Here is a 24215-nt window from a genome sequence, read left to right as displayed (position 1 = left end):
ATTGGTAATATAACAAGAAAAGATCACTAAAAAGATGACTTGCGACAATTCTTATAAGAAAAAGATGTGAGCAACATCACACCCTTTTTTATTTCATCATTGTAATTTTGGTTCTATTTATACCGGTAAGTTCAATTAATGCATTCACATCATTAATCGTAATATATTTACCTTGTACGGAAAGTACGCCTGATTTTTGGAAACGGCCTAAAAGACGGCTAATGGTTTCAACGGTTAGACCGAGATAATTGCCGATATCACTGCGTGTCATGGTTAAACGAAATTCTTTCGCCGAAAAACCTCGGGCAGAGTAGCGTTTAGACAGATTATGGATAAATGCCGCAAGGCGTTCCTCGGCATTCATTTTGGAAAGTAATAAAATCATTTCTTGATCGCTTTTGATTTCACTACTCATTAGGCGAACAATTTGTTGACGTAATTTAGGCATTTTGCCTGAGAGATCATCTAAAACATCAAAAGGGATTTCACATACCATTGCGGTTTCCAGAGCTTGTGCAAAGCTGGGATGTTGCATATTAGTAATAGCATCAAAACCGACCAGATCACCCGGTAGATGGAAAGAGGTTATTTGTTCTTCACCGGCTTCACTGATGGTATAGCTTTTGATTGTGCCGGAACGAATAGCATAAATGGAATTTAATGTATCTCCGGCTTTAAAGAGAACCTGTGATTTTTGGATAGGCTTTTTACGTTCAATGATGTTATCAAGTTGATCAAGTTCGTGTTCATTTAACGTGAAAGGAATACAAAGTTGACTAATGCTGCAATCTTGGCAGTGAATAGCGCACCCACCTGATTGAACCCGGCGTCCCGCTTTAGTTTCTGAAACAAAATTTTTCATTTGATCCCCAAATATCTTTTAAAAATAGTATAAAATTGATCTAACGCAAAGATTTTAACATTAAATAGGTATTTTAAGGAATATGGCAGCAGAAAAATTAACAAAGAAAAGATTGGCTCAAATTTTAATCGTGTTATGTGTTTTAGTCAGCGCATTTGTTTGGCGGTACTTTTTTTCTTGATTACGAAATTTTGATAAAGGCGTATTGTTTAATTTTAAGTCAAATAAATAGGAACTGAAATTTTTTGCTTGCTACGTGTTTGTATATGCGTATAATGCCACCCGCAAGCTCAGTTTTGAGTTGCAAGTTGGTAACGTATCAAAAAATTACAGTCCACATGCCAGTGTGACGAAATTGGTAGACGTAGCGGATTCAAAATCCGCCGCCCTTAAAAGCGTGCCGGTTCGAGTCCGGCCACTGGCACCATTCATAAGTTTCTTATTATCCAAATATTAAAATTCCATCAGTGTAAAAGAGCATCTATATAAAGTTAGTTGTTTTACAATACCATATTTCTTCAATAGGATTTTTATACTCTCAATAATCTATTCTGATACGGTTTCTTCCTAGTCACGAAAAGTGCGGTCAATAATTAGCGTGTTTTAAAAAATCATTCATAAATCTGTTTGTCATATTTCTGAAATATTTTTTTGTTATCTTACGCACCGTGATAACTCACTCATCTAAAACAGGAGATTATAGTATGAAAAAAATGCGTTATATTGCGCTGACCTTGTTATCAGCTTTTGCAGTAAGTCAAGCGGCTCAAGCCAAAACAACGGTGACAGGTGCAGGGGCTTCTTTTCCTCAACCGATTTATGTGCAATGGGCAATGAATTATAAAACAGAAACCGGAAATCAAGTTAATTATCAATCAATCGGTTCTTCCGGTGGCATTAAACAAATTATTTCCAGAACCGTTGATTTTGGTGCCTCCGATTCTCCAATGAAAGAGGAAGATTTAACCAAAAATAATCTCATTCAATTTCCAACCGTTATCGGCGGGGTCGTGCCTGTTGTGAATGTAGAGGGAATTGGCCCCGGTCAATTGAAGTTAACCGGTGAAATATTAGCTGATATTTATCTAGGCAAGATCACACATTGGAATGATGGAAAAATTCGCGCGCTGAATCCTGATTTAAATTTACCTGATGCCCGCATTACAACCGTATTTCGTGCAGATGGTTCAGGTACCAGCTTCATTTTCACACATTATTTAAGTCAGATTTCTGCGGACTGGAAAGAGAAAGTAGGGGCTGCCAATACCGTAAAATGGCCAACATCAGCCAATGGTGCAGCCGGAAAAGGCAATGAAGGCGTATCAATTTATGTGGGAAGAGTTAAAAACTCAATTGGCTATGTGGAATACGCTTATGCTAAGCAGAATAAAATGTCTTATGTGCAGTTAAAAAATTCGGCAGGGCATTTTGTTCAACCTTCTCAGGAAAGTTTTGCCGCCGCTGCCAATGTTGATTGGGATAAAGCTAAAGGCTTTAGTTTAGTATTGACCAATCAACCGGGTGAGCAAGCTTGGCCGTTGGCTGCTGCGACTTTTATTTTAATTCCGAAAGAAAGTGCGGATAAACAAAAAATGGAAACCGTACTCAATTTCTTTGATTGGGCATACTCAAAAGGAAATGAGCAGGCTGCAAAATTAGATTACGTTCCATTACCGGATAAGGTGAAAAATCTAGTGCGCAAAGAATGGGAAAAGACGAATTTAAGATAGGAAGTTTCCCTTCCTTTTTATAAGGGAAGGGAATATTTTAAGGATATATTATGACACTTTCCGAAAAACTAAAGCAGCAAGCCTTTATTGACGTATTGTTTGTCAATATAACCCGCTTTTTTGCTTTGCTCGTATTAATCAGTCTTGGCGGTATTTTACTTTCATTAATGGTTGGAGCCTATCCGGCAATGCAAGAGTTCGGTTTGGCTTTTTTGGCTTCAAGTGAATGGGATACCGTACAAAGTCAATATGGTGCGCTGGCCCCTATTTATGGTACGTTGGTGACGTCAATTATTGCCTTAATTATTGCTGTTCCGGTTAGTTTTGGGATTGCCGTATTTCTGACTGAATTGTGTCCTGTTGTTCTTCGCCGTCCGTTAAGTGTAGCCATTGAATTACTAGCCGGTATTCCTTCAATTATTTACGGTATGTGGGGGCTATTTGTTTTTGCACCTATTTTCTCCGATACAATCCAACCTTTTATGATTGAACATTTAAGCCATCTTCCATTTGTCGGTGCATTGTTTGCCGGAATGCCAATGGGGATAGGGTTATTTCCTGCCGGATTAATTCTTGCCATTATGATTATTCCTTATATCGCTTCTGTTATGAGAGATGTATTTGAAGTAACGCCTACAATGTTAAAGGAGTCTGCCTATGGTTTAGGTTGTACCCGCTGGGAAGTTATTCGTCATGTTGTTTTACCTTATACTAAAGTGGGTGTGATTGGCGGAATTATTCTTGGTTTAGGACGTGCACTAGGCGAGACAATGGCGGTTACTTTTGTGATTGGTAATACATTTAATATGAGCGTCGGTTTAAATAATTCTGGCGCCTCAATTACTTCGGCATTGGCCAATGAATTTGCAGAAGCCGTAGATCCAATGCATCTATCTTCTTTACTTTATCTCGGATTAATTTTATTTATCATCACTTTTATCGTGTTGAGCTTATCAAAATTAATGTTATTAAGAATGACTCGATATGAGGGACGCTAGCAATGAATCGTTCATTATATACACGCCGCCGTTGGACCAACCGTGTTTATTTAGCCTTAGCTTGGGTGATGATGGGGTTCGGATTATTTTGGCTGGGATGGATTTTTTATACATTATTGGCTTATGGTCTTGATGGATTCGGACTTCATCTCTTTAAAGCAGATACTCTTCCGCCGGGAGCTGAAGGCGGTTTACGTAACGCTATTTGGGGAAGTTTACTTATTACTTTATTCGGTTTATTTATCGGTACGCCGATAGGTATTTTAACCGGGATATATCTGGCTGAATTTGGGCGCTATAGCAAGATTGCCACTATCACGCGATTTATGAATGATATTTTGCTTTCTGCGCCTTCAATTGTTATCGGTTTATTTATTTATGGTATTTTTGTCGTTAAGCAAGGCCACTTTTCCGGCTGGGCAGGCTCGTTAGCATTATCATTACTGGTTATCCCTGTGGTGGTACGTACCACGGAAAATATGTTGAAACTGGTTCCTAATAGTTTACGGGAAGCCGCTTATGCTTTGGGTACACCAAAATGGAAAATGGTCTCGATGGTTACATTAAAAGCCGCCAAAACCGGTGTATTGACGGGAATACTCTTGGCATTTGCCCGTATATCGGGAGAAACCGCACCATTACTATTTACTGCCTTGAATAATCAATTTTTTAGCTCGGATATGGACCAACCGATTGCGAATTTACCGAATGTTATTTATCAATTTGCAATGAGTCCTTATAAAGATTGGCAATCATTGGCTTGGGCCGGTGCTTTATTAATCGCTTGTACGGTGTTATTCGCTAATATCGGTGCAAGAATTTTAGGACGTCAAAAAGATTAGGGAAGTAAGATGAAAACAAAAATTTCAATAAAAAATTTAAACTTTTATTATGGGCATTTTCATGCTTTGAAAAATATTAATTTGGATATTTTAGAAAAAAAAGTGACGGCCTTTATTGGTCCCTCCGGTTGCGGGAAATCTACATTGTTGAGAATATTTAATCGAATGTATGATCTCTATCCCAATATGCACTCAGAAGGGGAATTACTTTTAGATGGAAAAAATATTTTAGACTCGACGGTTGATGTTAATTTATTGCGTGCTAAAGTCGGTATGGTATTCCAAAAACCGACCCCTTTTCCAATGTCGATTTATGATAATGTGGCTTTTGGCGTTAAGCTCTACGAAAAATTAAGTAAAAGTGATTTAGATGATCGAATAGAATGGGCATTGCGTAAATCAGCACTATGGACGGAAGTGAAAGATAAATTAAAACAATCGGGCAACTCATTGTCCGGTGGGCAGCAACAACGATTATGTATTGCTCGGGCAATTGCCTGTCAGCCGGAAGTGCTACTACTTGATGAACCGACTTCGGCACTGGATCCGATTTCAACCGCTTATATTGAAGAATTGATTACGGAGTTGAAAAAGGATTATACGATTGCAATCGTGACCCATAATATGCAACAAGCCGCTAGGGTTTCCGATATGACAGCCTATATGTATCTTGGTGAACTGATTGAAATCGGTGATACGAAACAAATTTTTACCAAACCGAATCGCAAAGAAACCGAAGACTATATTACGGGTAAGTTTGGTTAAAATATCGATATTATGTGGCAAATGTACAACGCTGATAATTGCTCAGATATAGGCTTGCTACATAATAATAAAAAAAACAGCCCTAAAATTAACCGCACTTTTAGTTTGTTCAAATAAAAGGGCAGTTATACAAAGAGAATTTTATATCCAATATTTGTTAGGGTAGGACGTTGACACCATTTCATCTCTCGGTGGGTTACGGCTTCGCCTAACTCACCCGAGGATGATTTGTACAACTACGATGTAATAATGCAAAAGTGCGGTCAATTTAGAGGGCGAATTTAAGGAGAAAATCATATGTCTAAAGCTGATATTCTCATTGTAGAAGATGAAACGTCAATCATGACGCTTATTCAATTTACTTTAGAACAAGCGGGGTTTGATGTTCGTTGTGCTGAAAACATACGGCAAGCAAGAAAATTGATCGATGAGAAACTTCCTGATCTTATTTTACTGGATTGGATGCTACCCGATATTTCCGGTGTGGAATTTACGAAAGAGCTGCGGGCAAACAATCGTACGCAGTATTTACCGATTATTTTACTTACCGCACGAAGTGATGAAACGGATAAAGAACAAGGATTAAACATCGGTGCGGATGATTATGTTACCAAGCCTTTCTCTCCGCGAGAGCTTGTGGCTAGAATCAAGGCATTTTTACGCCGCCATCACCCGCATAAAACCGAGCAGCTGATAGAAATAAAGGGGCTAAGTCTGGATCCTGTTAATAAGATTGTGATTGGTGATGGAATAACGCTTAATTTAGGTGCGACAGAATTTCGACTGCTTCATTTTTTTATTACCCATCCTAATCGTTTGTACAGTCGTAGCCAATTATTAGATTTTGTTTGGGGAGATCATATTTTTATGGAGGAGCGAACCATTGACGTACATATTCGCCGATTACGCCAAGCACTTGAGCCGGCTAAATTAGACGGGTTATTGCAAACGATAAGAGGCTCAGGTTATCGTTTTAATGTGGAAAACAAAATATGATGGTCTTTTTACCCGCTTTGTTGCGTTTTATTTTTTTATTAGCCTTTCTTGCCGGAATCAGTTATTTAGCGGGGGGAATCATTGCGCTATGGGTATCGATTTCTGCCGTATTATTATCTGGCATTATCTATCAGCTGGTTTATTTAAATCGACTTATTCGTTGGCTTAATGATCAACAAAACGAATTATATGGTAGCGGTATCTGGGGGAATATTTTTGATAAAACACTCGCCTTACGTAAAGCCAGCCAAAAACGAAAAAAAGAACTTTCCGCCTCAATAACACGTTTTAATCAAATGATTGATACGATTCCAAATGGCATCATTATCTTAAATGAAGGAAGAATAGAATGGTTTAATTCACTTGCCTGTAAACATCTCAATCTTAATTATCAAAATGATCTCAATTCTATTTTACAAAATCTTATCCGCCAACCTGATTTTCAACAATTTTTACAACAACGTATTGATAATCAACCGCTAGTACTAAAATTAAGTTTACCTAATGGCGACTATTTCAAACGAATTATACAAATTAGCCGTCAGCCGTTTGAGCAACATAGCGAATTATTGATTACTCAAGATATCACAAAAAAGGAGCAGTTGGACGAAGCTCAAGTCGCTTTTGTCGCCAATGTTTCTCACGAATTACGAACTCCTCTTACCGTCATTAACGGGTTTACCGAAACCTTATTGGAAATGCCGGATTTATCTGTTGAACAACGCCAACAATTTTTATCATTAATGCAGAAAGAAGGGCAGAGAATGTTAAGTGTGTTATCCGACTTATTAACACTCTCTCGTTTAGAACGCGGTCAATCGACCGATGGCAAATATCGGCGGTTTAACCTATCTGAAATGGTAAAACAAGTGGTGGAATCAACGAAGAACTTTTCTCAAGGGCAACATCAATTTGTTGTCGATATTACTCCTGATCTGTATTTTTATGGTTTAGAAGCCGAATTGTACAGCGCATTCAGCAATCTCACCTTTAATGCCGTTCGTTATACGCCGGAACAAGGCTCGATTACAATCCGTCTCCATATTTTGGAAACGGATAAAGTTGAATTTTCGGTTACTGATACCGGGGTAGGGATTGCCACCGAACATATCCCACGTTTAACCGAACGTTTTTATCGGGTGGATAATGCCCGTTCCCGCCAAACCGGGGGAACGGGATTAGGTTTAGCAATAACCAAGTTTGCTTTGGCAAAATATAATGCAAAATTAGATATTTCTAGTGAAGTGGGTAAAGGTAGCTGCTTTAAAACGATTTTGTCACTTAATTAGCTACCTTACCGTTTTGAAGGATTATTTTAAGTTTGATTCGATTTCATCAAGCGGTTTATGGCGAATATCAATACCTCTTACCAAGTAAACCACGTGTTCCGCCATATTTTTGGCGTGATCACCTATTCGTTCTACCGCTTTGTTCATCATCATTACATCAATCCAAGTGCTAATGTTTTTAGGTTCTTCAAAAATATTTGTCATTAACAAGCGTAGTTGATTACGATAATCCATATCTAATTTTTCATCGGATAATCTTAATTCAATTGCCGCCGTTTCGTCTAAACGGGCAAAGGCATCCAATGCACGGCGAATCATTACAGATGCCATATCTAAAATGCGGTGCGTATCATATAAACCTGAAGATGAGATTTTATTATTTACCAAGAGATTGTTAGTATAACTCGCAATTTTTTTCAATTCATCGCCAATACGTTCCAAATCAACAATCATACGGGTAGTAGTTAATACAAAGCGAAGATCGCCGGCGGCGGGCTGACGGCGGGCAATAATTGTTTGGCAATGATCATCAATTAATTCTTCCATTTCATTGATTTTTTTCTCACTTTCCAACACTTCTTTTAGTCTTTGGGGATTAGCTTGGCTAAGGCTTTGTAAAATAACTTGGAGTTGCTGTTCAATGATTCCGCCCATTTGCATGACTTCGGTGCGAACATCTTCTAATTCTTGATTAAAATGTGATGAGATATGTTGATTTTTCATAGATATTTCCTCGGAAAAATAAATTTAATAGCGATGAGAGTATAGCCAATAAGTATGTCAAAAATATGACAAATTTTATAAAACTCACCTTTATTTAACCGCACTTTATAAACATTTTGCCGGTTTTGGTAATCCGGCGAGTTTAGTGGCTTGTTTTGCCGGTCCTTCGGGGAACAATCGTTGCAAATAGCGGCTGTTTCCTTTATCCGCCCCTAACTTTTCAGCCATCGCTTTTACCAGCATACGAATAGCGGGGGAGGTGTTATATTCTTGGTAAAAATCACGAACAAAATAAATGACTTCCCAATGGGCTTCGGTTAATGCAAGGTTTTCTTGTATTGCTATGGCACGTGCAACATCTTCATTCCATTGTGAGCTATCAAGTAAGTAGCCTGAATTATCCGTTTCTAATTTAATTCCATTCACATTCAGCATATTAATTTACTTCTTTAAAATTAATCATTTCGTTGTGGGAAAAGTCAGTTTGATCCTCATCATTAAACTGCATTGGAGAAATATGTTCTTCATCAAAAGCCGTATCGCCCTCAATACCTTCCAAGCTTTGTCCATGTCGAATGCTTTTGAAATCGAATAATTTCGGATCACACATATGTGACAACGTAATATTTTGCATTGCACTGAACATTGTTTCCAAACGCCCCGGATATTGACGTTCCCAAGTGTTTAGCATTTCTTTCACCACTTGGCGTTGTAAGTTCGGTTGTGAGCCACACAAATTACAAGGAATGATCGGAAATTTTTTCGCAACGGCATATTTTTCAATGTCCTTTTCTTTGCAATAGGCAAGGGGGCGAATCACAATCTGTTTGCCATCGTCAGAAATTAATTTCGGCGGCATTGACTTCATTTTCCCACCATAGAACATATTTAGGAAAAGGGTTGCCAGCATATCATCACGGTGATGACCTAGTGCTATTTTGGTTGCGCCTAACTCTGTTGCCGTGCGATATAAAATTCCCCGACGCAATCGAGAGCAGAGAGAGCAAGTCGTTTTTCCTTCCGGTATTTTTTCTTTCACAATACCGTAAGTATTTTCTTGCACGATTTTGTAATCCACACCGATACCGGCTAAATATTCAGGCAATATATGTTCAGGGAAACCCGGTTGTTTTTGATCGAGATTCACCGCCACAATCTCAAATTTAATCGGCGCACTTTGTTGTAAATTCAGCAAAATATCTAAAAGTGTGTAGCTATCCTTTCCACCGGATAAACATACCATCACCTTATCGCCTTCCTCGATCATTCCAAAATCGGCAATGGCATTGCCCACATTGCGACGTAAACGCTTTTGTAATTTATTGAAATTATAGGTTTGTTTCTTTTCTTGTTGAGTTAATTCGGTCATTCTGTTTTTTTATTTTTATATGAGGTTGGGGTATTATACGTGAAAAATGGAAAAAGTGCGGTTGAGTCTAAAGAAGATTTTTAAGATCGACAAAAAATCCTGTATAATCGCTCCAATTTTATGTTCAATTTTAGCGTATTTTCATTTCAATGATTGAAACATCACAAACAATTCCGGAACTCGTCTCTTGGGCGAAAGATCGCGAATTTTCACTAAACTTACCGACCGAACGCTTGGTTTTCTTACTGGCAATTTCAATTTATAACAATGAGCGCTTAGACGGCGAAATGCTGGAAGCAGATCTGGTGGATATTTTTCGTCATACGATGAACGCTTTTGATCAATCAACCGAGGCGATTACCACACGAGCCAACAATGCAATCAATGAATTGGTAAAACAACGGTTGTTAAATCGATTTAGTAGCGAATTTACCGAAGGTTTGGCGATTTACCGCTTAACACCGCTTGGTGTCGGCGTGTCCGATTATTATATTCGTCAGCGTGAATTTTCCGCTTTACGTCTTTCCGTTCAACTTTCCATTGTGGCGGATGAAATTCAACGTGCGTCGGATTCTGCCGAAGAAGGTTCAAAAAATAATGAAACCGAACATTTTTGGCGGCGTAATGTGTTTGCTCCATTGAAATATTCCGTGGCGGAAATTTTCGACAGTATCGATCTTTCTCAGCGAATTATGGATGAAAATCAGCAGAGCATCAAAGAAGAAATTGCGGAACTTCTTACCAAAGATTGGCAGGCGGCTATTTCAAGTTGTGAACGTTTATTAGATGAAACTTCCGGTAACCTGCGTGAACTGCAAGATACGTTAAATGCAGCGGGAGACAAACTTCAAGCCCAATTATTGCGTATTCAAGATTGCGTTATCGGGCGTGATGATTTGTATTTTATTGATCAGTTGATTACCGATCTGCAATCTAAACTCGACCGTATTATGAGTTGGGGGCAACAGGCGATTGATTTATGGATTGGTTACGATCGCCATGTACACAAATTTATTCGTACCGCCATTGATATGGATAAAAATCGCGTATTTTCACAGCGTTTGCGTAATTCTATCAGAAATTATTTTGATCACCCTTGGTTCTTATGGATTGCGAAATCCGACAGTTTGTCAGATCTTCGAGATGAAGAAATGGTATTACGTGAAGATGAAGCATTAGGCGAGTTGCCGGATGCGTTGGAATACGAATCCCTTTCCGATTTACAAGATCAAATTGTAGAACATATGCAGAACTTGCTGATTGCATATCGTGAGAATAACCGCCCGATTGATTTAAGTCTGGTGCTAAAAGAACAGCTCGACACTTACCCGCTTTCACGTCATTTTGATGTTGCACGAATTATTGTGGATCAAGCGGTAAGATTGGGAATGGCAAATGATGATTTATCCGGTATTTATCCCCATTGGAAAGAAATTAATGAATGCGGCGCAGAAGTACAGGCGCACGTGATTGATAAATATTAAAGTGCGGTCAAATTTTACGATATGATGTATCAGTCGCACAAAGAGAATTTTATACCCGATATTTATTTGGGTTAGAGGGCGTTGAACTTTGAGTAACGCACCATTTCATCTATTGGTGGGTTACGGCTTCACCTAACGCCCCCTACGCTGATTCGTGCTACCGTTACATAATAATGAAGTTTTAATTAAATCAATTGTAGGGTCGTAATTGGCACAATTCACACAGGACATAAAGAATAAGAGAACAAACAATGACAGACAACCTTCAAGATGTAATTTCCCCAAAACTCGCCACAGCGATTGCAAATCCATTGTTTCCGGCGGTGGATAGCCTTTTGCGTTTCGGTCGCCATATCAGCACGGAATATTTGGATTACCACGCTTTCTTAATGGATTTTCAACATGAGCTGGATGGTTTTTATCGCCGCTATAATGTGGAGCTCATTCGCGCACCGGAAGGTTTTTTCTATCTTCGTCCGAAAGCGACAACGTTAATTTCACGCTCTGTTCTGAGTGAGTTAGAAATGCTGGTGGGGAAAGTGTTGTGTTATCTCTATCTTAGTCCGGAACGTCTGGCGCAGCAGGGCATTTTTAGTACGCAGGAAGTCTATGATGAACTTTTAAATCTTGCCGATGAAGGAAAATTATTGAAAGCCATCAATCAGCGTTCCAGCGGTTCGGATTTAGACAAACAAAAACTGGCGGAAAGAGTACGTTCGGCAATCGGACGTTTACGCCGATTAGGAATGATTCAATCGGTAGGAGAACAAAATAGTGGTAAATTTACGATTTCCGAATCGGTATTCCGTTTTGGTGCGGAAGTACGTTCCGGTGATGATCCGTTAGAGGCACAAGCCCGCTTAATTCGTGATGGGGAAGCCGCCACACCGGAATCAATAGCATTAGAAAAACAAGCACAAGCAAGTGAACAGGATATTGAAAGTGCGGATGAAATTGACGAAGAATTTGATGGAGAACAAGCATAATGTCTGATGTTTTAGAATTAGGAAATGAAATCAAATTAGAAAACGAAGCTGAAACCGCAGATGTTATAACACCTTCTAATACCGTACAAAATGAGGTGGAACGCGGTAAGTTTCGTTCTTTAACTTTAATTAACTGGAACGGTTTCTTTGCCCGCACTTTCGATTTGGATGAATTGGTTACAACGCTTTCCGGTGGTAACGGGGCAGGGAAGTCCACAACGATGGCGGGCTTTGTAACGGCTTTAATTCCGGATTTAACATTGCTTCATTTTCGTAATACAACGGAAGCAGGTTCTACCGGCGGTTCACGCGATAAAGGCTTACACGGTAAATTACGTCCGGGTGTTTGCTATGCCGTGTTAGATACCGTCAATTCTCGTCACCAACGCATTCTTGTCGGGGTACGTTTGCAACAAGTCGCCGGTCGTGATAAGAAGGTGGACTTAAAAACTTTCTCTATTCAGGGCGTAGAATTATCACAAAATCCGACCGCACTTTTCACTGAAACCGTGGGTGAACGCCAAGCTCGCGTACTCAATCTTAACGAACTCAAAGAAAAAATTGAAAATCTTGGCGCACAGTTCAAACAGTATTCATCTATTACTGATTACCACGGAATGATGTTTGATCTCGGTATTATTCCAAAACGTTTACGTTCAGCTTCTGATCGCAGCAAATTTTATAAACTGATCGAAGCTTCTTTATACGGGGGGATTTCCAGTGCGATTACCCGTTCTTTACGTGATTATTTGTTGCCTGAAAACTTAGGTGTACGTAAAGCCTTTCAAGATATGGAAAGCGCATTGCGTGAAAATCGAATGACATTGGAAGCGATCAAAGTTACCCAATCGGATCGTGATTTATTCAAGCATTTGATTACCGAAACCACCAATTATGTGGCATCGGATTATATGCGTAATGCCAATGAACGCCGTGGCAATATTGAAATGGCAATGGAATCTCGCCGTGAATGGTATAAAGCCAAAGCGGAACAAGATTTATCGCAACATCGTTTGATCGATCTAAGCCGTGAAGCCGCAGAGCTTGAAGAAAGTGAACGTATTCTTGAAGTCGATCATCAAAGTGCCGTAGATCATTTGAATTTGGTGTTAAATGCGTTACGTCATCAAGAAAAAATCTCGCGTTATCAAGAAGATGTTGCCGAGCTTTCGGAGCGTTTAGAAGAACAAAAAATCGTGGTAGAAACCGCGAATGAACAGCTTGAAGAAAGCCAAGCGCAATTTGAACAAACCGAAATTGAAATTGATGAAATCCGTGCGCAATTAGCGGATTATCAACAGGCATTAGACGCACAACAAACCCGCGCACTGCAATATCAACAAGCCATTGCCGCATTGGAAAAAGCAAAAACCTTATGCGGATTGGCGGAATTAAGTGTGAAAAATATGGAGGATTATCACGCAGAATTTGCCGCTCATGCCGAAAGTTTAACGGATACGGTGCTGGAATTGGAACATAAAATGTCTATTTCCGAGGCGGCGAAATCTCAGTTTGATAAAGCATATCAACTTGTTTGCAAAATTGCCGGTGATGTACCTCGTTCTGCAGCGTGGGAAAGTGCGAAAGAATTGTTACGCGAATATCCAAGTCAAAAACTACAAGCTCAGCAAACGCCGCAACTTCGTGCAAAATTACACGAGCTTGAACAACGTTATACGCAGCAACAAAGTGCGGTCAGATTGCTCAATGATTTTAATCAACGTGCGAACTTGAACTTAGAAACGGCAGAGGAATTAGAAGAATATCACGCAGAGCAGGAAGCCTTGGTCGAAGATTTTTCCGCCCAACTTTCCGAACAGGTAGAAACCCGTTCGACTCTTCGTCAAAAACGTGAAAATTTAACCGCACTTTATGAGGAAAATGCACGTAAAGCACCGGCTTGGTTGACGGCGCAAGCGGCATTAGAGCGTTTACAAGAGCAAAGCGGAACAAACTTTGAGCATAGCCAAGACGTAATGAACTTTATGCAGGCTCAACTCGTAAAAGAGCGCGAATTAACAATGCAGCGGGATCAATTGGAACATAAACGCCAACAGCTTGATGAGCAAATTTCCCGTTTAAGCCAACCGGACGGTTCTGAAGATGCCCGTTTAAATACGCTTGCAGAGCGTTTCGGTGGTGTATTGCTTTCAGAACTTTATGATGATGTTCCTATTGAAGATGCTCCTTATTTCTCTGCACTTTATGGCCCGGCTCGTCATGCGATTGTGGTTCGGGATCTCAATACAGTGCGCGAGCAACTTGCCCAACTTGATGATTGCCCCGATGATTTATATCTTATCGAAGGCGACCCAACGGCCTTTGATGATAACGTATTATCCGCGCAAGAACTTGAGCTTGGTGTAATTGTACAGGTTTCGGATCGTCAGTTACGTTACTCCAAATTCCCGGAAATTCCATTATTCGGCAGAGCGGCACGTGAAAAACATTTAGAAGAATTAACCGTTCAACGTGATGAAGTCGCGGAAGATTACGCTCAAATCGCTTTTGATGTTCAAAAATGTCAACGCTTACACGAGCATTTCAGCCAATTTGTCGGCTTGCATTTAGCATTGGCATTCCAGCCGAATCCGGAAGAATTAATGGCTGAAATCAATCGGGAGCGTAATGAAATCGAACGGGAATTAAATCAATTTAGTAGCTGTGAACAGCAATTACGCATTAAGTTAGATAATGCAAAAGAAAAGATGCAGCTGCTTAATAAGCTCATTCCGCAATTAAATGTGTTAGCAGATGAAGATTTAATTGACCGCATTGAAGAATGTCGTGAACAATTGGATCTCGCAGAGCAAGATGAATTGTTTATACGCCAATATGGTGTGATGTTGTCACAATTAGAACCGATTGCAAATACATTACAAAGTGATCCGGAAAACTATGAAGGTTTAAAAAATGAGCTCACACAAGCCATTGAACGTCAAAAACAAGTACAACAACGCGTGTTTGCCTTGGCGGATGTCGTTCAGCGCAAACATCATTTTGCTTATGAAGATGCTGGGCGGGCAGAAACGTCAGAATTAAACGAACAATTACGTCAACGTTTAGAGCAAATGCAAGCGCAGCGTGATGTGCAGCGAGAACAGCTTCGCCAAAAACAAAGCCAGTTTGCACAATATAATCAAGTATTTATCGGGTTACAAAGTTCTCATGAAAGCAAAAATCAGTTACTGAAAGAACTTATTGATGAAGTCGGTGAATTAGGCGTACGTGCCGATGAAGGTGCGGAGGAACGTGCGCGTATTCGTCGTGATGAGTTATATCAACAACTTTCGAGCGGTCGTCAACGTCGTTCTTACGTAGAAAAACAACTTACATTAATTGAGAGTGAAGCGGAAAGTCTCAATCGTCGTATTCGTAAAGCGGAGCGTGATTACAAAACGCAGCGTGAGTTAGTGGTTGCCGCAAAAGTCAGTTGGTGTGTGGTATTACGTCTATCACGTAATTCTGATGTTGAAAAACGCTTGAACCGCCGCGAACTGGCTTACTTATCGGCAGATGAACTGCGCTCAATGTCGGATAAAGCGTTAGGCGCGTTACGCACTGCCGTGGCAGATAATGAATATCTGCGTGATAGTTTGCGTGTGTCGGAAGACAGCCGTAAACCGGAAAATAAAGTGCGGTTCTTTATTGCCGTTTATCAACATCTACGCGAACGTATTCGCCAAGATATTATTAAAACGGACGATCCGATTGACGCAATCGAGCAAATGGAAATTGAGCTTTCCCGTTTAACGGCAGAATTAACCGGGCGGGAGAAAAAACTTGCGATTAGTTCGGAAAGTGTTGCAAATATTATGCGTAAAACAATTCAGCGTGAGCAAAATCGTATTCGTATGCTCAACCAAGGTTTGCAGAATATTGCATTCGGTCAGGTAAAATCGGTGCGCTTGGTCGTCAATATTCGTGATACGCACGCGATGTTATTAGATGCGCTTTCCGGCCAGCAAGATGAATATCAAGATTTGTTTAACGATAACCGTATTACTTTCTCGGAAGCGATGGCGAAACTTTATCAGCGTATTAATCCGCATATTGATATGGGGCAACGTACAGCACAAACCATTGGTGAAGAATTGTTGGATTATCGTAATTATCTTGAACTTGAAGTGGAAGTTTTCCGTGGTGCGGACGGTTGGTTACGTGCGGAAAGCGGCGCACTTTCAACCGGCGAAGCCATAGGTACGGGGATGTCGATTCTTTTAATGGTGGTGCAAAGTTGGGAGGAGGAAAGTCGCCGTATTCGCGGTAAAGACATTGTACCTTGCCGTTTATTATTCCTTGATGAGGCCGCGCGTTTAGATGGAAAATCCATTTCCACCTTATTTGAACTTTGCGAACGTTTGGATATGCAATTACTTATTGCCGCCCCGGAAAACATCAGCCCGGAAAAAGGTACAACTTATAAGTTAGTACGTAAAATTGCCGGCAACCAGGAACACGTACACGTGGTTGGATTGCGTGGGTTTGGTGCAACGGAATAAATTATAGAGAGGGAAGTGCGGTTAAAAAATTCAATATTGTGTAACTAGCATACAATCCATCAATGGGAACTTCTTCACTAATGGTGGAGAATCACGAGAACTTCAAGTAGCTCTGACGGCTTGAGGATCGGGAAAAATGTAATTTTTAGACTTCATTTCATCCAAGATCTAAAGATACAAAAGCTGTGATAACGTTTGGGTTATTACATTGTGCTTTATTCTTTTAAGGTACAAGAGATGCCATGTTTTGTGTCTATTGGTATAAATTACAATAACATCAATGAGATATAAAATTTAAACGCCGGCATGGCGTCTCTACGTTCATTCAAAAATAATATCTTATGTAACAACACGATATAATTCCGAAAAAATTTAGTGTTTTGACCATACTTTTAGATATTTAAGGACAAATTATGAACAATCTGATTTTCGCTATCCTTTGTAGTGTTGCCGTTTCGGTATTCCTCAAAATTGCACGCAAGAAGAATATTGTTATTGAACAAGCTATCGCTTTTAATTATATCACCGCAATCACTTTCAGTTATTTTTTGCTTAAACCTGATTTCAAAGGATTAGAATTTGTCGGTTATATCGAGCAGAGTAAAAGCGTATTGATTTTCTTGGCATTGGGATTATTGTTGCCTAGCGTATTTGTTATTATGTCAAAAGCAGTGAAATTTGCAGGAATTGTTCGCTCTGATGCGGCACAGCGTCTTTCTTTATTCTTACCGATTTTAGCGGCATTTCTTCTTTTTAACGAAGCGCTAAGCCAAGCTAAATTAATCGGGATTGTTTTGGCGTTTATCGGATTATTTTGTCTGTTAACAAAACCGATTCAAGAACAAAGTGCGGTCAATTTTAAAGGTATTTTCGGATTGATCGGTGTATGGTTTGGATATGGCGTTGTTGATATTTTATTCAAACAGGTAGCAAAAACCGGGGGCGCATTTCCTACCACATTATTTATCTCTTTCTCACTTGCAGCTTGTGTCATGTTTATCTTTTTATTGCTAAAACGTACACAATGGACTGTGCCAAGCCTATTTGGCGGCATTATTTTAGGGGGATTAAATTTCTTTAATATCCTATTTTATATCAAAGCACACCAAAATTTTGATGGAAACCCAACGCTTGTTTTTACCGGAATGAATATTGGTGTAATTTGCTTAGGCACGCTTATCGGCGCTCTAATATTTAAAGAAAAAATCAGTAAAATTAATTGGTTAGGTATTGGATTTAGTTTAAGTGCAATTTTTTGTTTGTATTATTTAGACAAAATAATGGCGTAAGAGAGAGTAGTATGACAAAAAATTTCAGTTTTTTTATCTACGATTACGAAAGTTTCGGTGTTAGCCCTGCAAAGGATCGACCTGCACAGTTTGCCGGTATCCGAACGGATACAGATTTTAACATTATTGGTAAACCGATAATGTTGTATTGTAAACAAACAAATGATTATTTACCGGCACCGGAAGCAGTGATGGTAACCGGCATTACACCGCAAGAATGCAATGAAAAGGGGATACCTGAACCCGAATTTGCCACAAAAATTTTAGCCGAATTTTCTCAGCCGAATACCTGTGTAATGGGGTATAACAATATTCGTTACGATGATGAAATGACACGTTATACTTTTTATCGTAATTTTATCGATCCTTACGAATACAGTTGGAAAAATGGTAATTCCCGTTGGGATTTGTTAGATCTTGTGCGGGCGTGCTATGCGCTTCGGCCCGATGGTATAAATTGGGCGTATGACGATGAAGGAATAGCAAGTTTTAAATTAGAAAAACTCACCAAAGCCAATGGTATTGAGCATGAAAATGCTCACGATGCAATGGCGGATGTTTATGCGACCATTGCCATGGCAAAACTCATTAAAGAAAAACAGCCCAAATTATTCCAATATTTCTTTGAAAATCGAGGTAAAAAAGAAATTGAAAAGCTTATCAATACGGCTGAAATGACACCTTTAGTGCATGTTTCCGGAATGCTGGGGAATTATCGTGGAAACTGTGCGTGGGTTGCACCGATAGCTTGGCACCCGATAAATCAAAACGCTGTGATTGTCTGCGATTTAAGCGGGGATATTGATAATTTATTGATGAAAAATGCCGATGAATTACGCACTGCGTTATATACCAAAAAATCAGAGCTAGAAGCTCAGGGTATTTCATCCGTACCGCTAAAATTAGTACATATCAATAAATGCCCGATTCTCGCACCGGCAAAAACCTTGCTGCCTGAAAATGCAACACGGCTAGGCATTAATCGTCAATTATGTTTAGAAAATCTGACTAAATTACGCCAATCTTTTGATATTCGTGAAAAAGTGATCGATATTTTTTCAGAAGAACGTTCATTTGATACAAGTGATAATGTTGAAACAGAGCTATACAATGGTTTCTTTAGTAATGCCGACAAAAATAATATGGCGATTTTACGCAATTTAGCACCGGAAAAACTTGCTGAGCATGGTTTAGCATTTGAAGATAAACGTATTCCTGACCTGTTATTTCATTATCGTGCACGTCATTTTTATAAAAGCTTAACACGTGCGGAACAAATAAAATGGCAGAAATATCGCCAACGTAAACTTGAACAAAGTGCGGTTGATTTTGAGGAAAGTTTGCAACGTCTTGTGAATGAAAATGCTAATGATCCGGAAAAACTCGCTTTATTGCAGCAAGTCTATGAATATGGCGCTAAACTGCTGGGTTAGCTTTGTGACAACATAACAAAAATTCTCAAGGTATTAAAAACCTAACCTTATCATGAATCATAAAAAGTGCGACTTTTGCGGCGACCGCACTTTTTTTGTTTTATTCTTAAGAGCAGTAGTCAAGCAAACCCGTGGATTTGCCCGGTAATGCTGCTCGATGTAATTCAAAACATTGCCCGTATTGCGGTGCTGTCAGTTTTAAAAATCGCTGAATATGAACCGCACCTGCCGAAAAACAAAAAATCGATTTCACGCTAAAACGCTGTAAAACCTCCGAGAATAAAATCTTTACAAAACCCCTACGAATTAATCTCATCGTTCAATAAAATGCTTCAAACACGCATTGAGAGGCGTAAAATGGCTTTATCTGTCTTGTTTTAATAGTATTTTGAGCTTGTGTGTAACTCTGTGATTTATTTAACCCGTAGCTTTCACCAACCCGATAACTAATTTCGCATAATGTCATTGCAGATTATGTTACAATTCGAAGTGCGGTATAATGGTGAAGCACCGCACGAGAATTTACACATAATCTGCTGTTATGCGAAATTAGCCCATTACTATGTCAAATATCACACTTCAACACATTACCCCAAACCATTTCTATGAAGCGGTCAAACTGCTTAAACAAACAGAACATTACATCAGATTTAGTTATGATACGGTTGAGATCCGTTTTGTTTTTGACAGATTAGAGACGGCAGAGCAGACACAAGCAAGATTTGAAAAAATGGAGCATTTAGGGGAGTTTTTGAAGGAACTGACAAATTCATCAGTTCCTGTCAATTTGGAGGAATTTATAAAACAATATAGATACCAACCACGGCAGAAATTTTTTAAATGATTAGTAGCTATCTCTATTTATATAAAAATAGCCAAGAAAAATAAGTGCTATCCCTATTCCGAAAGCCCATTGCCATAGATTTTCACCGTACCACGCATACATTCCTTCACGACAAAAATCTAATCCCCCTCGGGTTATTTTGTCTCCTTGTGCTATACATTTATAAGCCCCAGATTTCCAATTCATGATAGGTACAATAACTGCGGCATAAAAACTAAGGGTACCAGTCATGAGGGCTAATTGTCGCCAACTTTTGCTGTATATTTTGAATAGGATATAAATTGAGCCAGCTAATAATAACCAGAAGATAAATTTATCTCGCAATGATTGAATTACGAAACTTATTGTACCTAAAGAATTTTGTAGTATATCCATTGTTATTTCCTATAATTTGGTGGTTATTTTTCACTCAAAAAGTTCGGGAGTTCTGTTACACCCGAACTTTAGTATGAAATCCCGTACCAAAGTTCGCTTTTTTTAACTCTTTTTTTGAGCAAATTCAAGATAATCGTTATCGGTTATATGTTCCAATCCTTTTTTGATTAGAATCTTTAGAATTTCTGTATCTTTTAAACTTGTTTTAGTCAAAATAACAGCTTTCACTGTTTCATCTTGTACTTTTTTCCAAGTGTGTTCATCAATGTGTTTGGATGGCATTTTCAGTTAATCCTATATTTTTCGCTTCATTAGTTTGATTTTGTGATTGATGTCGCAAAATTTTATCATTTCTAAGAAAAATAGATATCAGATTATTGACATCTTAGAATATTACAAATTAGAATTTATCCTGTTTATAATTTCTAATTTTCTAAGATTATTTTATTTATGTTCTTTGACTGGCTTAAAATTGAACAAAACTTCGACTGCCAACTTCCTTTGATTGGAGATTTTGGTTTTGTCGGTGTTCATATTGAGACAGGGGAACAACAAGAAGGAATTAGAATTCCTACGTTTAAACATGAAGGTAGCTTCTGTGATTCTGTAATGATAAAGATTAATGGTTCGGTTTTAACTATGAGCGGTAATCCGAGTAGATGGGGACGAGTTGAAAATTTATTTGGTCTTTCTTCTATTGAATCTTGTGTCAATGTGTTTAATAAGATTTTGACCGATTTAGGACTACCTAATTTTACTAAATGCACTCGAACTTGGATTTCTCAGTCAGATGAAAAATCTAAACCAAAAAAATATTCTGATGGAGCTGTTATTAAGGAAATACACATCACAGAAAATAGGGCAGTCGGTCAGAATAATGTGGAACACTATATTAGTGGACTTGCAACACTCAACTATAGGAATTCAAATGCAAGATTACATACGAATGGTCAAACCGTGGATTGGTTAAGTAAACAGGGAAATGCCTTATTGATTTATCCATCTGTTTATAACAAAGCGTTTGAATTAGAACTACATTCGTTAACCAAAATAAGAAATAAATTTGGCGAACAATCAGAACAGTATCAACAATTAGTAAAAGTTATTGAATATTGCAAAGAACAAGGCGTAGCAAGATTTGAACAAAAATTGAAATCAAGATTTTTACAACGAGAAAACTTACATTTTTATGGTTTAAGTGATTATTCAAGGTTAAGAGAATTAAATAAAGAATTTTTAAATATTGATAAAAGATTAAAGGTTACGGCAATGGATTTTGAAACTATATCAGAAACATTAATTAATAATGGGGTAGTAGATACGGTTAAGGCTGCTAATACTACGGCTATGTATGCTTTACAGTGGTCTCACGGTCAAGTTTTTGATTTGTCTAAAAGTCAAGTGAAAGTACATCGAGCAAGGCTACGTAAAGTCGGAATTGATATAGCGAATAAATGCGATATTTCTAAATTCTCACCTGTTAAAGTGGTATCAACAAGAGAAATTGAAGTCAAACCCTTGATTATACCTAAATGGTATCAAAGATCGAATCATCACTTAAAACTAGCAGCCTAAGGGGGCATAAATGGAACACGGTATTATCGTTAGAGGTACTTTTCTTGGTTATAAATCCAGTGAATACACAAATAGAGAAACTGGCGAAGTACGTTATCGTCATGTGATGGGGCTTGGTGTATCAATGATTAATGAATTTGGTTCAAAAAGTGAGGATGTTCAAAAGATTTCCATTTCTCAAAATGATTTCAACCAAGGTTTAATTAATCAAATGAATGAGTTGAAGTTAAAAGACGTTGAAATTCACGTAAATATATCAGCCTGGGAAGTAGGTTACACCCGAACTTTAGTATGAAATCCCGTACCAAAGTTCGCTTTTTTTAACTCTTTTTTTGAGCAAATTCAAGATAATCGTTATCGGTTATATGTTCCAATCCTTTTTTGATTAGAATCTTTAGAATTTCTGTATCTTTTAAACTTGTTTTAGTCAAAATAACAGCTTTCACTGTTTCATCTTGTACTTTTTTCCAAGTGTGTTCATCAATGTGTTTGGATGGCATTTTCAGTTAATCCTATATTTTTCGCTTCATTAGTTTGATTTTGTGATTGATGTCGCAAAATTTTATCATTTCTAAGAAAAATAGATATCAGATTATTGACATCTTAGAATATTACAAATTAGAATTTATCCTGTTTATAATTTCTAATTTTCTAAGATTATTTTATTTATGTTCTTTGACTGGCTTAAAATTGAACAAAACTTCGACTGCCAACTTCCTTTGATTGGAGATTTTGGTTTTGTCGGTGTTCATATTGAGACAGGGGAACAACAAGAAGGAATTAGAATTCCTACGTTTAAACATGAAGGTAGCTTCTGTGATTCTGTAATGATAAAGATTAATGGTTCGGTTTTAACTATGAGCGGTAATCCGAGTAGATGGGGACGAGTTGAAAATTTATTTGGTCTTTCTTCTATTGAATCTTGTGTCAATGTGTTTAATAAGATTTTGACCGATTTAGGACTACCTAATTTTACTAAATGCACTCGAACTTGGATTTCTCAGTCAGATGAAAAATCTAAACCAAAAAAATATTCTGATGGAGCTGTTATTAAGGAAATACACATCACAGAAAATAGGGCAGTCGGTCAGAATAATGTGGAACACTATATTAGTGGACTTGCAACACTCAACTATAGGAATTCAAATGCAAGATTACATACGAATGGTCAAACCGTGGATTGGTTAAGTAAACAGGGAAATGCCTTATTGATTTATCCATCTGTTTATAACAAAGCGTTTGAATTAGAACTACATTCGTTAACCAAAATAAGAAATAAATTTGGCGAACAATCAGAACAGTATCAACAATTAGTAAAAGTTATTGAATATTGCAAAGAACAAGGCGTAGCAAGATTTGAACAAAAATTGAAATCAAGATTTTTACAACGAGAAAACTTACATTTTTATGGTTTAAGTGATTATTCAAGGTTAAGAGAATTAAATAAAGAATTTTTAAATATTGATAAAAGATTAAAGGTTACGGCAATGGATTTTGAAACTATATCAGAAACATTAATTAATAATGGGGTAGTAGATACGGTTAAGGCTGCTAATACTACGGCTATGTATGCTTTACAGTGGTCTCACGGTCAAGTTTTTGATTTGTCTAAAAGTCAAGTGAAAGTACATCGAGCAAGGCTACGTAAAGTCGGAATTGATATAGCGAATAAATGCGATATTTCTAAATTCTCACCTGTTAAAGTGGTATCAACAAGAGAAATTGAAGTCAAACCCTTGATTATACCTAAATGGTATCAAAGATCGAATCATCACTTAAAACTAGCAGCCTAAGGGGGCATAAATGGAACACGGTATTATCGTTAGAGGTACTTTTCTTGGTTATAAATCCAGTGAATACACAAATAGAGAAACTGGCGAAGTACGTTATCGTCATGTGATGGGGCTTGGTGTATCAATGATTAATGAATTTGGTTCAAAAAGTGAGGATGTTCAAAAGATTTCCATTTCTCAAAATGATTTCAACCAAGGTTTAATTAATCAAATGAATGAGTTGAAGTTAAAAGACGTTGAAATTCACGTAAATATATCAGCCTGGGAAGTAGGTGGTAAATATGGCTATTCCATTTCTTATGTTCCCCAATACGGAATTAAACCAGTTAAATAGGCGGTAATAATGCAAGAATTCTTAAT

The 24215-nt window shown here is 38.2% G+C and carries 23 protein-coding genes and 1 tRNA gene; 17 read left to right on the top strand and 7 right to left on the bottom strand.

The genetic code is table 11. The features are described from left to right. Positions 1–88: 88 nt before the first annotated feature. Entirely contained in the window at positions 89–862 is a 774-nt protein-coding gene (locus tag IHV77_RS00240) for an FNR family transcription factor (RefSeq protein WP_194812173.1), read from the bottom strand. Positions 863–1202: 340 nt separating this feature from the next. Here IHV77_RS00240 and IHV77_RS00235 point away from each other — a divergent pair. From IHV77_RS00235 to phoR, 7 genes are all read left to right on the top strand, one after another. Continuing rightward, positions 1203–1289: transfer RNA gene (locus IHV77_RS00235), tRNA-Leu, on the top strand. A gap of 277 nt (positions 1290–1566) precedes the next feature. Further along, positions 1567–2592 (top strand): phosphate ABC transporter substrate-binding protein PstS, encoded by a 1026-nt coding sequence (pstS, locus tag IHV77_RS00230; protein WP_228550019.1) that lies wholly within the window; start codon positions 1567–1569, stop codon positions 2590–2592. Between the two features lie 50 nt (positions 2593–2642). Continuing rightward, positions 2643–3590: a phosphate ABC transporter permease subunit PstC gene (gene pstC / locus IHV77_RS00225; protein ID WP_194812172.1), complete on the top strand. Its 948-nt coding sequence runs from the start codon at positions 2643–2645 to the stop codon at positions 3588–3590. 2 nt (positions 3591–3592) lie between these two features. Further along, positions 3593–4432, top strand: a complete 840-nt coding sequence (pstA, locus tag IHV77_RS00220; RefSeq protein WP_194812171.1) for a phosphate ABC transporter permease PstA — start codon at positions 3593–3595, stop codon at positions 4430–4432. 9 nt (positions 4433–4441) lie between these two features. Beyond that, positions 4442–5197, top strand: coding sequence for a phosphate ABC transporter ATP-binding protein PstB (pstB, locus tag IHV77_RS00215; RefSeq protein WP_194812170.1), 756 nt, complete (start codon positions 4442–4444; stop codon positions 5195–5197). A 297-nt stretch (positions 5198–5494) separates the two neighbouring features. Beyond that, on the top strand, positions 5495–6193 hold the full coding sequence (phoB, locus tag IHV77_RS00210) for a phosphate regulon transcriptional regulator PhoB (protein WP_194812169.1): 699 nt from the start codon (positions 5495–5497) through the stop codon (positions 6191–6193). Beyond that, positions 6190–7482, top strand: coding sequence for a phosphate regulon sensor histidine kinase PhoR (gene phoR / locus IHV77_RS00205; RefSeq protein ID WP_194812168.1), 1293 nt, complete (start codon positions 6190–6192; stop codon positions 7480–7482). The genes phoB and phoR overlap by 4 nt, the downstream gene beginning before the upstream one ends. A gap of 21 nt (positions 7483–7503) precedes the next feature. On the opposite strand, the gene phoU is transcribed toward phoR, so the two are convergent. The 3 genes from phoU to ttcA form a co-directional block, all read right to left on the bottom strand. Then, positions 7504–8205, bottom strand: coding sequence for a phosphate signaling complex protein PhoU (gene phoU, locus IHV77_RS00200; protein ID WP_194812167.1), 702 nt, complete (start codon positions 8203–8205; stop codon positions 7504–7506). A 105-nt stretch (positions 8206–8310) separates the two neighbouring features. Further along, on the bottom strand, positions 8311–8640 hold the full coding sequence (locus tag IHV77_RS00195; RefSeq protein ID WP_194812166.1) for a TusE/DsrC/DsvC family sulfur relay protein: 330 nt from the start codon (positions 8638–8640) through the stop codon (positions 8311–8313). Between the two features lies 1 nt (position 8641). Further along, positions 8642–9574 carry a tRNA 2-thiocytidine(32) synthetase TtcA gene (ttcA, locus tag IHV77_RS00190; RefSeq protein WP_194812165.1) on the bottom strand — a complete coding sequence of 311 codons (933 nt, stop codon included), beginning with the start codon at positions 9572–9574 and terminating at the stop codon, positions 8642–8644. Between the two features lie 149 nt (positions 9575–9723). Here ttcA and mukF point away from each other — a divergent pair, with 149 nt between their 5' ends. The 6 genes from mukF to IHV77_RS00160 all read left to right on the top strand — a co-directional run bounded on the left by mukF (position 9724) and on the right by IHV77_RS00160 (position 20112). After that, positions 9724–11058: a chromosome partition protein MukF gene (gene mukF / locus IHV77_RS00185; protein ID WP_194812164.1), complete on the top strand. Its 1335-nt coding sequence runs from the start codon at positions 9724–9726 to the stop codon at positions 11056–11058. Positions 11059–11309: 251 nt separating this feature from the next. Then, entirely contained in the window at positions 11310–12044 is a 735-nt protein-coding gene (mukE, locus tag IHV77_RS00180; protein ID WP_194812163.1) for a chromosome partition protein MukE, read from the top strand. Continuing rightward, positions 12044–16546: a chromosome partition protein MukB gene (gene mukB, locus IHV77_RS00175; protein ID WP_194812162.1), complete on the top strand. Its 4503-nt coding sequence runs from the start codon at positions 12044–12046 to the stop codon at positions 16544–16546. Before mukE ends, mukB begins: the two co-directional genes overlap by 1 nt. A gap of 413 nt (positions 16547–16959) precedes the next feature. Continuing rightward, positions 16960–17835: an EamA family transporter gene (locus tag IHV77_RS00170; protein ID WP_194812161.1), complete on the top strand. Its 876-nt coding sequence runs from the start codon at positions 16960–16962 to the stop codon at positions 17833–17835. Positions 17836–17846: 11 nt separating this feature from the next. Beyond that, a complete protein-coding gene (gene sbcB / locus IHV77_RS00165; RefSeq protein ID WP_194812160.1) occupies positions 17847–19268 on the top strand; it encodes an exodeoxyribonuclease I in 1422 nt (473 codons plus the stop codon). A 562-nt stretch (positions 19269–19830) separates the two neighbouring features. After that, positions 19831–20112, top strand: a complete 282-nt coding sequence (locus IHV77_RS00160) for a hypothetical protein (RefSeq protein ID WP_194812159.1) — start codon at positions 19831–19833, stop codon at positions 20110–20112. On the opposite strand, the gene IHV77_RS00155 is transcribed toward IHV77_RS00160, so the two are convergent. Then, on the bottom strand, positions 20113–20487 hold the full coding sequence (locus IHV77_RS00155) for a hypothetical protein (protein WP_194812158.1): 375 nt from the start codon (positions 20485–20487) through the stop codon (positions 20113–20115). It lies immediately after the preceding gene. Positions 20488–20589: 102 nt separating this feature from the next. Further along, entirely contained in the window at positions 20590–20769 is a 180-nt protein-coding gene (locus tag IHV77_RS00150; protein ID WP_194812156.1) for a hypothetical protein, read from the bottom strand. Between the two features lie 168 nt (positions 20770–20937). Between IHV77_RS00150 and IHV77_RS00145 the strand changes: the two genes are divergently transcribed. Next, entirely contained in the window at positions 20938–22062 is a 1125-nt protein-coding gene (locus IHV77_RS00145) for a phage/plasmid replication domain-containing protein (protein WP_194812155.1), read from the top strand. Between the two features lie 10 nt (positions 22063–22072). Then, entirely contained in the window at positions 22073–22357 is a 285-nt protein-coding gene (locus tag IHV77_RS00140; protein ID WP_194812157.1) for a DNA-binding protein, read from the top strand. A gap of 25 nt (positions 22358–22382) precedes the next feature. On the opposite strand, the gene IHV77_RS00135 is transcribed toward IHV77_RS00140, so the two are convergent. Beyond that, on the bottom strand, positions 22383–22562 hold the full coding sequence (locus IHV77_RS00135) for a hypothetical protein (protein WP_194812156.1): 180 nt from the start codon (positions 22560–22562) through the stop codon (positions 22383–22385). A gap of 168 nt (positions 22563–22730) precedes the next feature. On the opposite strand from IHV77_RS00135, the gene IHV77_RS00130 reads away from it, so the two are divergent. Next, a complete protein-coding gene (locus IHV77_RS00130; protein WP_194812155.1) occupies positions 22731–23855 on the top strand; it encodes a phage/plasmid replication domain-containing protein in 1125 nt (374 codons plus the stop codon). Between the two features lie 10 nt (positions 23856–23865). Continuing rightward, positions 23866–24189 (top strand): DNA-binding protein, encoded by a 324-nt coding sequence (locus tag IHV77_RS00125; protein ID WP_194812154.1) that lies wholly within the window; start codon positions 23866–23868, stop codon positions 24187–24189. The last annotated feature ends 26 nt before the right edge of the window (positions 24190–24215 follow it).

Source organism: Rodentibacter haemolyticus, from assembly GCF_015356115.1.
GTDB lineage: Bacteria > Pseudomonadota > Gammaproteobacteria > Enterobacterales > Pasteurellaceae > Rodentibacter > Rodentibacter haemolyticus.
The sequence above is the reverse complement of the archived record's forward strand: the minus strand, read 5'-3'. Positions and strand labels throughout refer to the sequence as shown.

Excerpts from the sequence above, each read along its gene's own strand:
- IHV77_RS00240 (WP_194812173.1), bottom strand. The coding sequence starts at position 862 with ATGAAAAATTTTGTTTCAGAAACTAAAGCGGGACGCCGGGTTCAATCA.
- pstS (WP_228550019.1), top strand. The coding sequence starts at position 1,567 with ATGAAAAAAATGCGTTATATTGCGCTGACCTTGTTATCAGCTTTTGCA.
- pstC (WP_194812172.1), top strand. The coding sequence starts at position 2,643 with ATGACACTTTCCGAAAAACTAAAGCAGCAAGCCTTTATTGACGTATTG.
- pstA (WP_194812171.1), top strand. The coding sequence starts at position 3,593 with ATGAATCGTTCATTATATACACGCCGCCGTTGGACCAACCGTGTTTAT.
- pstB (WP_194812170.1), top strand. The coding sequence starts at position 4,442 with ATGAAAACAAAAATTTCAATAAAAAATTTAAACTTTTATTATGGGCAT.
- phoB (WP_194812169.1), top strand. The coding sequence starts at position 5,495 with ATGTCTAAAGCTGATATTCTCATTGTAGAAGATGAAACGTCAATCATG.
- phoR (WP_194812168.1), top strand. The coding sequence starts at position 6,190 with ATGATGGTCTTTTTACCCGCTTTGTTGCGTTTTATTTTTTTATTAGCC.
- phoU (WP_194812167.1), bottom strand. The coding sequence starts at position 8,205 with ATGAAAAATCAACATATCTCATCACATTTTAATCAAGAATTAGAAGAT.
- IHV77_RS00195 (WP_194812166.1), bottom strand. The coding sequence starts at position 8,640 with ATGCTGAATGTGAATGGAATTAAATTAGAAACGGATAATTCAGGCTAC.
- ttcA (WP_194812165.1), bottom strand. The coding sequence starts at position 9,574 with ATGACCGAATTAACTCAACAAGAAAAGAAACAAACCTATAATTTCAAT.
- mukF (WP_194812164.1), top strand. The coding sequence starts at position 9,724 with ATGATTGAAACATCACAAACAATTCCGGAACTCGTCTCTTGGGCGAAA.
- mukE (WP_194812163.1), top strand. The coding sequence starts at position 11,310 with ATGACAGACAACCTTCAAGATGTAATTTCCCCAAAACTCGCCACAGCG.
- mukB (WP_194812162.1), top strand. The coding sequence starts at position 12,044 with ATGTCTGATGTTTTAGAATTAGGAAATGAAATCAAATTAGAAAACGAA.
- IHV77_RS00170 (WP_194812161.1), top strand. The coding sequence starts at position 16,960 with ATGAACAATCTGATTTTCGCTATCCTTTGTAGTGTTGCCGTTTCGGTA.
- sbcB (WP_194812160.1), top strand. The coding sequence starts at position 17,847 with ATGACAAAAAATTTCAGTTTTTTTATCTACGATTACGAAAGTTTCGGT.
- IHV77_RS00160 (WP_194812159.1), top strand. The coding sequence starts at position 19,831 with ATGTCAAATATCACACTTCAACACATTACCCCAAACCATTTCTATGAA.
- IHV77_RS00155 (WP_194812158.1), bottom strand. The coding sequence starts at position 20,487 with ATGGATATACTACAAAATTCTTTAGGTACAATAAGTTTCGTAATTCAA.
- IHV77_RS00150 (WP_194812156.1), bottom strand. The coding sequence starts at position 20,769 with ATGCCATCCAAACACATTGATGAACACACTTGGAAAAAAGTACAAGAT.
- IHV77_RS00145 (WP_194812155.1), top strand. The coding sequence starts at position 20,938 with ATGTTCTTTGACTGGCTTAAAATTGAACAAAACTTCGACTGCCAACTT.
- IHV77_RS00140 (WP_194812157.1), top strand. The coding sequence starts at position 22,073 with ATGGAACACGGTATTATCGTTAGAGGTACTTTTCTTGGTTATAAATCC.
- IHV77_RS00135 (WP_194812156.1), bottom strand. The coding sequence starts at position 22,562 with ATGCCATCCAAACACATTGATGAACACACTTGGAAAAAAGTACAAGAT.
- IHV77_RS00130 (WP_194812155.1), top strand. The coding sequence starts at position 22,731 with ATGTTCTTTGACTGGCTTAAAATTGAACAAAACTTCGACTGCCAACTT.
- IHV77_RS00125 (WP_194812154.1), top strand. The coding sequence starts at position 23,866 with ATGGAACACGGTATTATCGTTAGAGGTACTTTTCTTGGTTATAAATCC.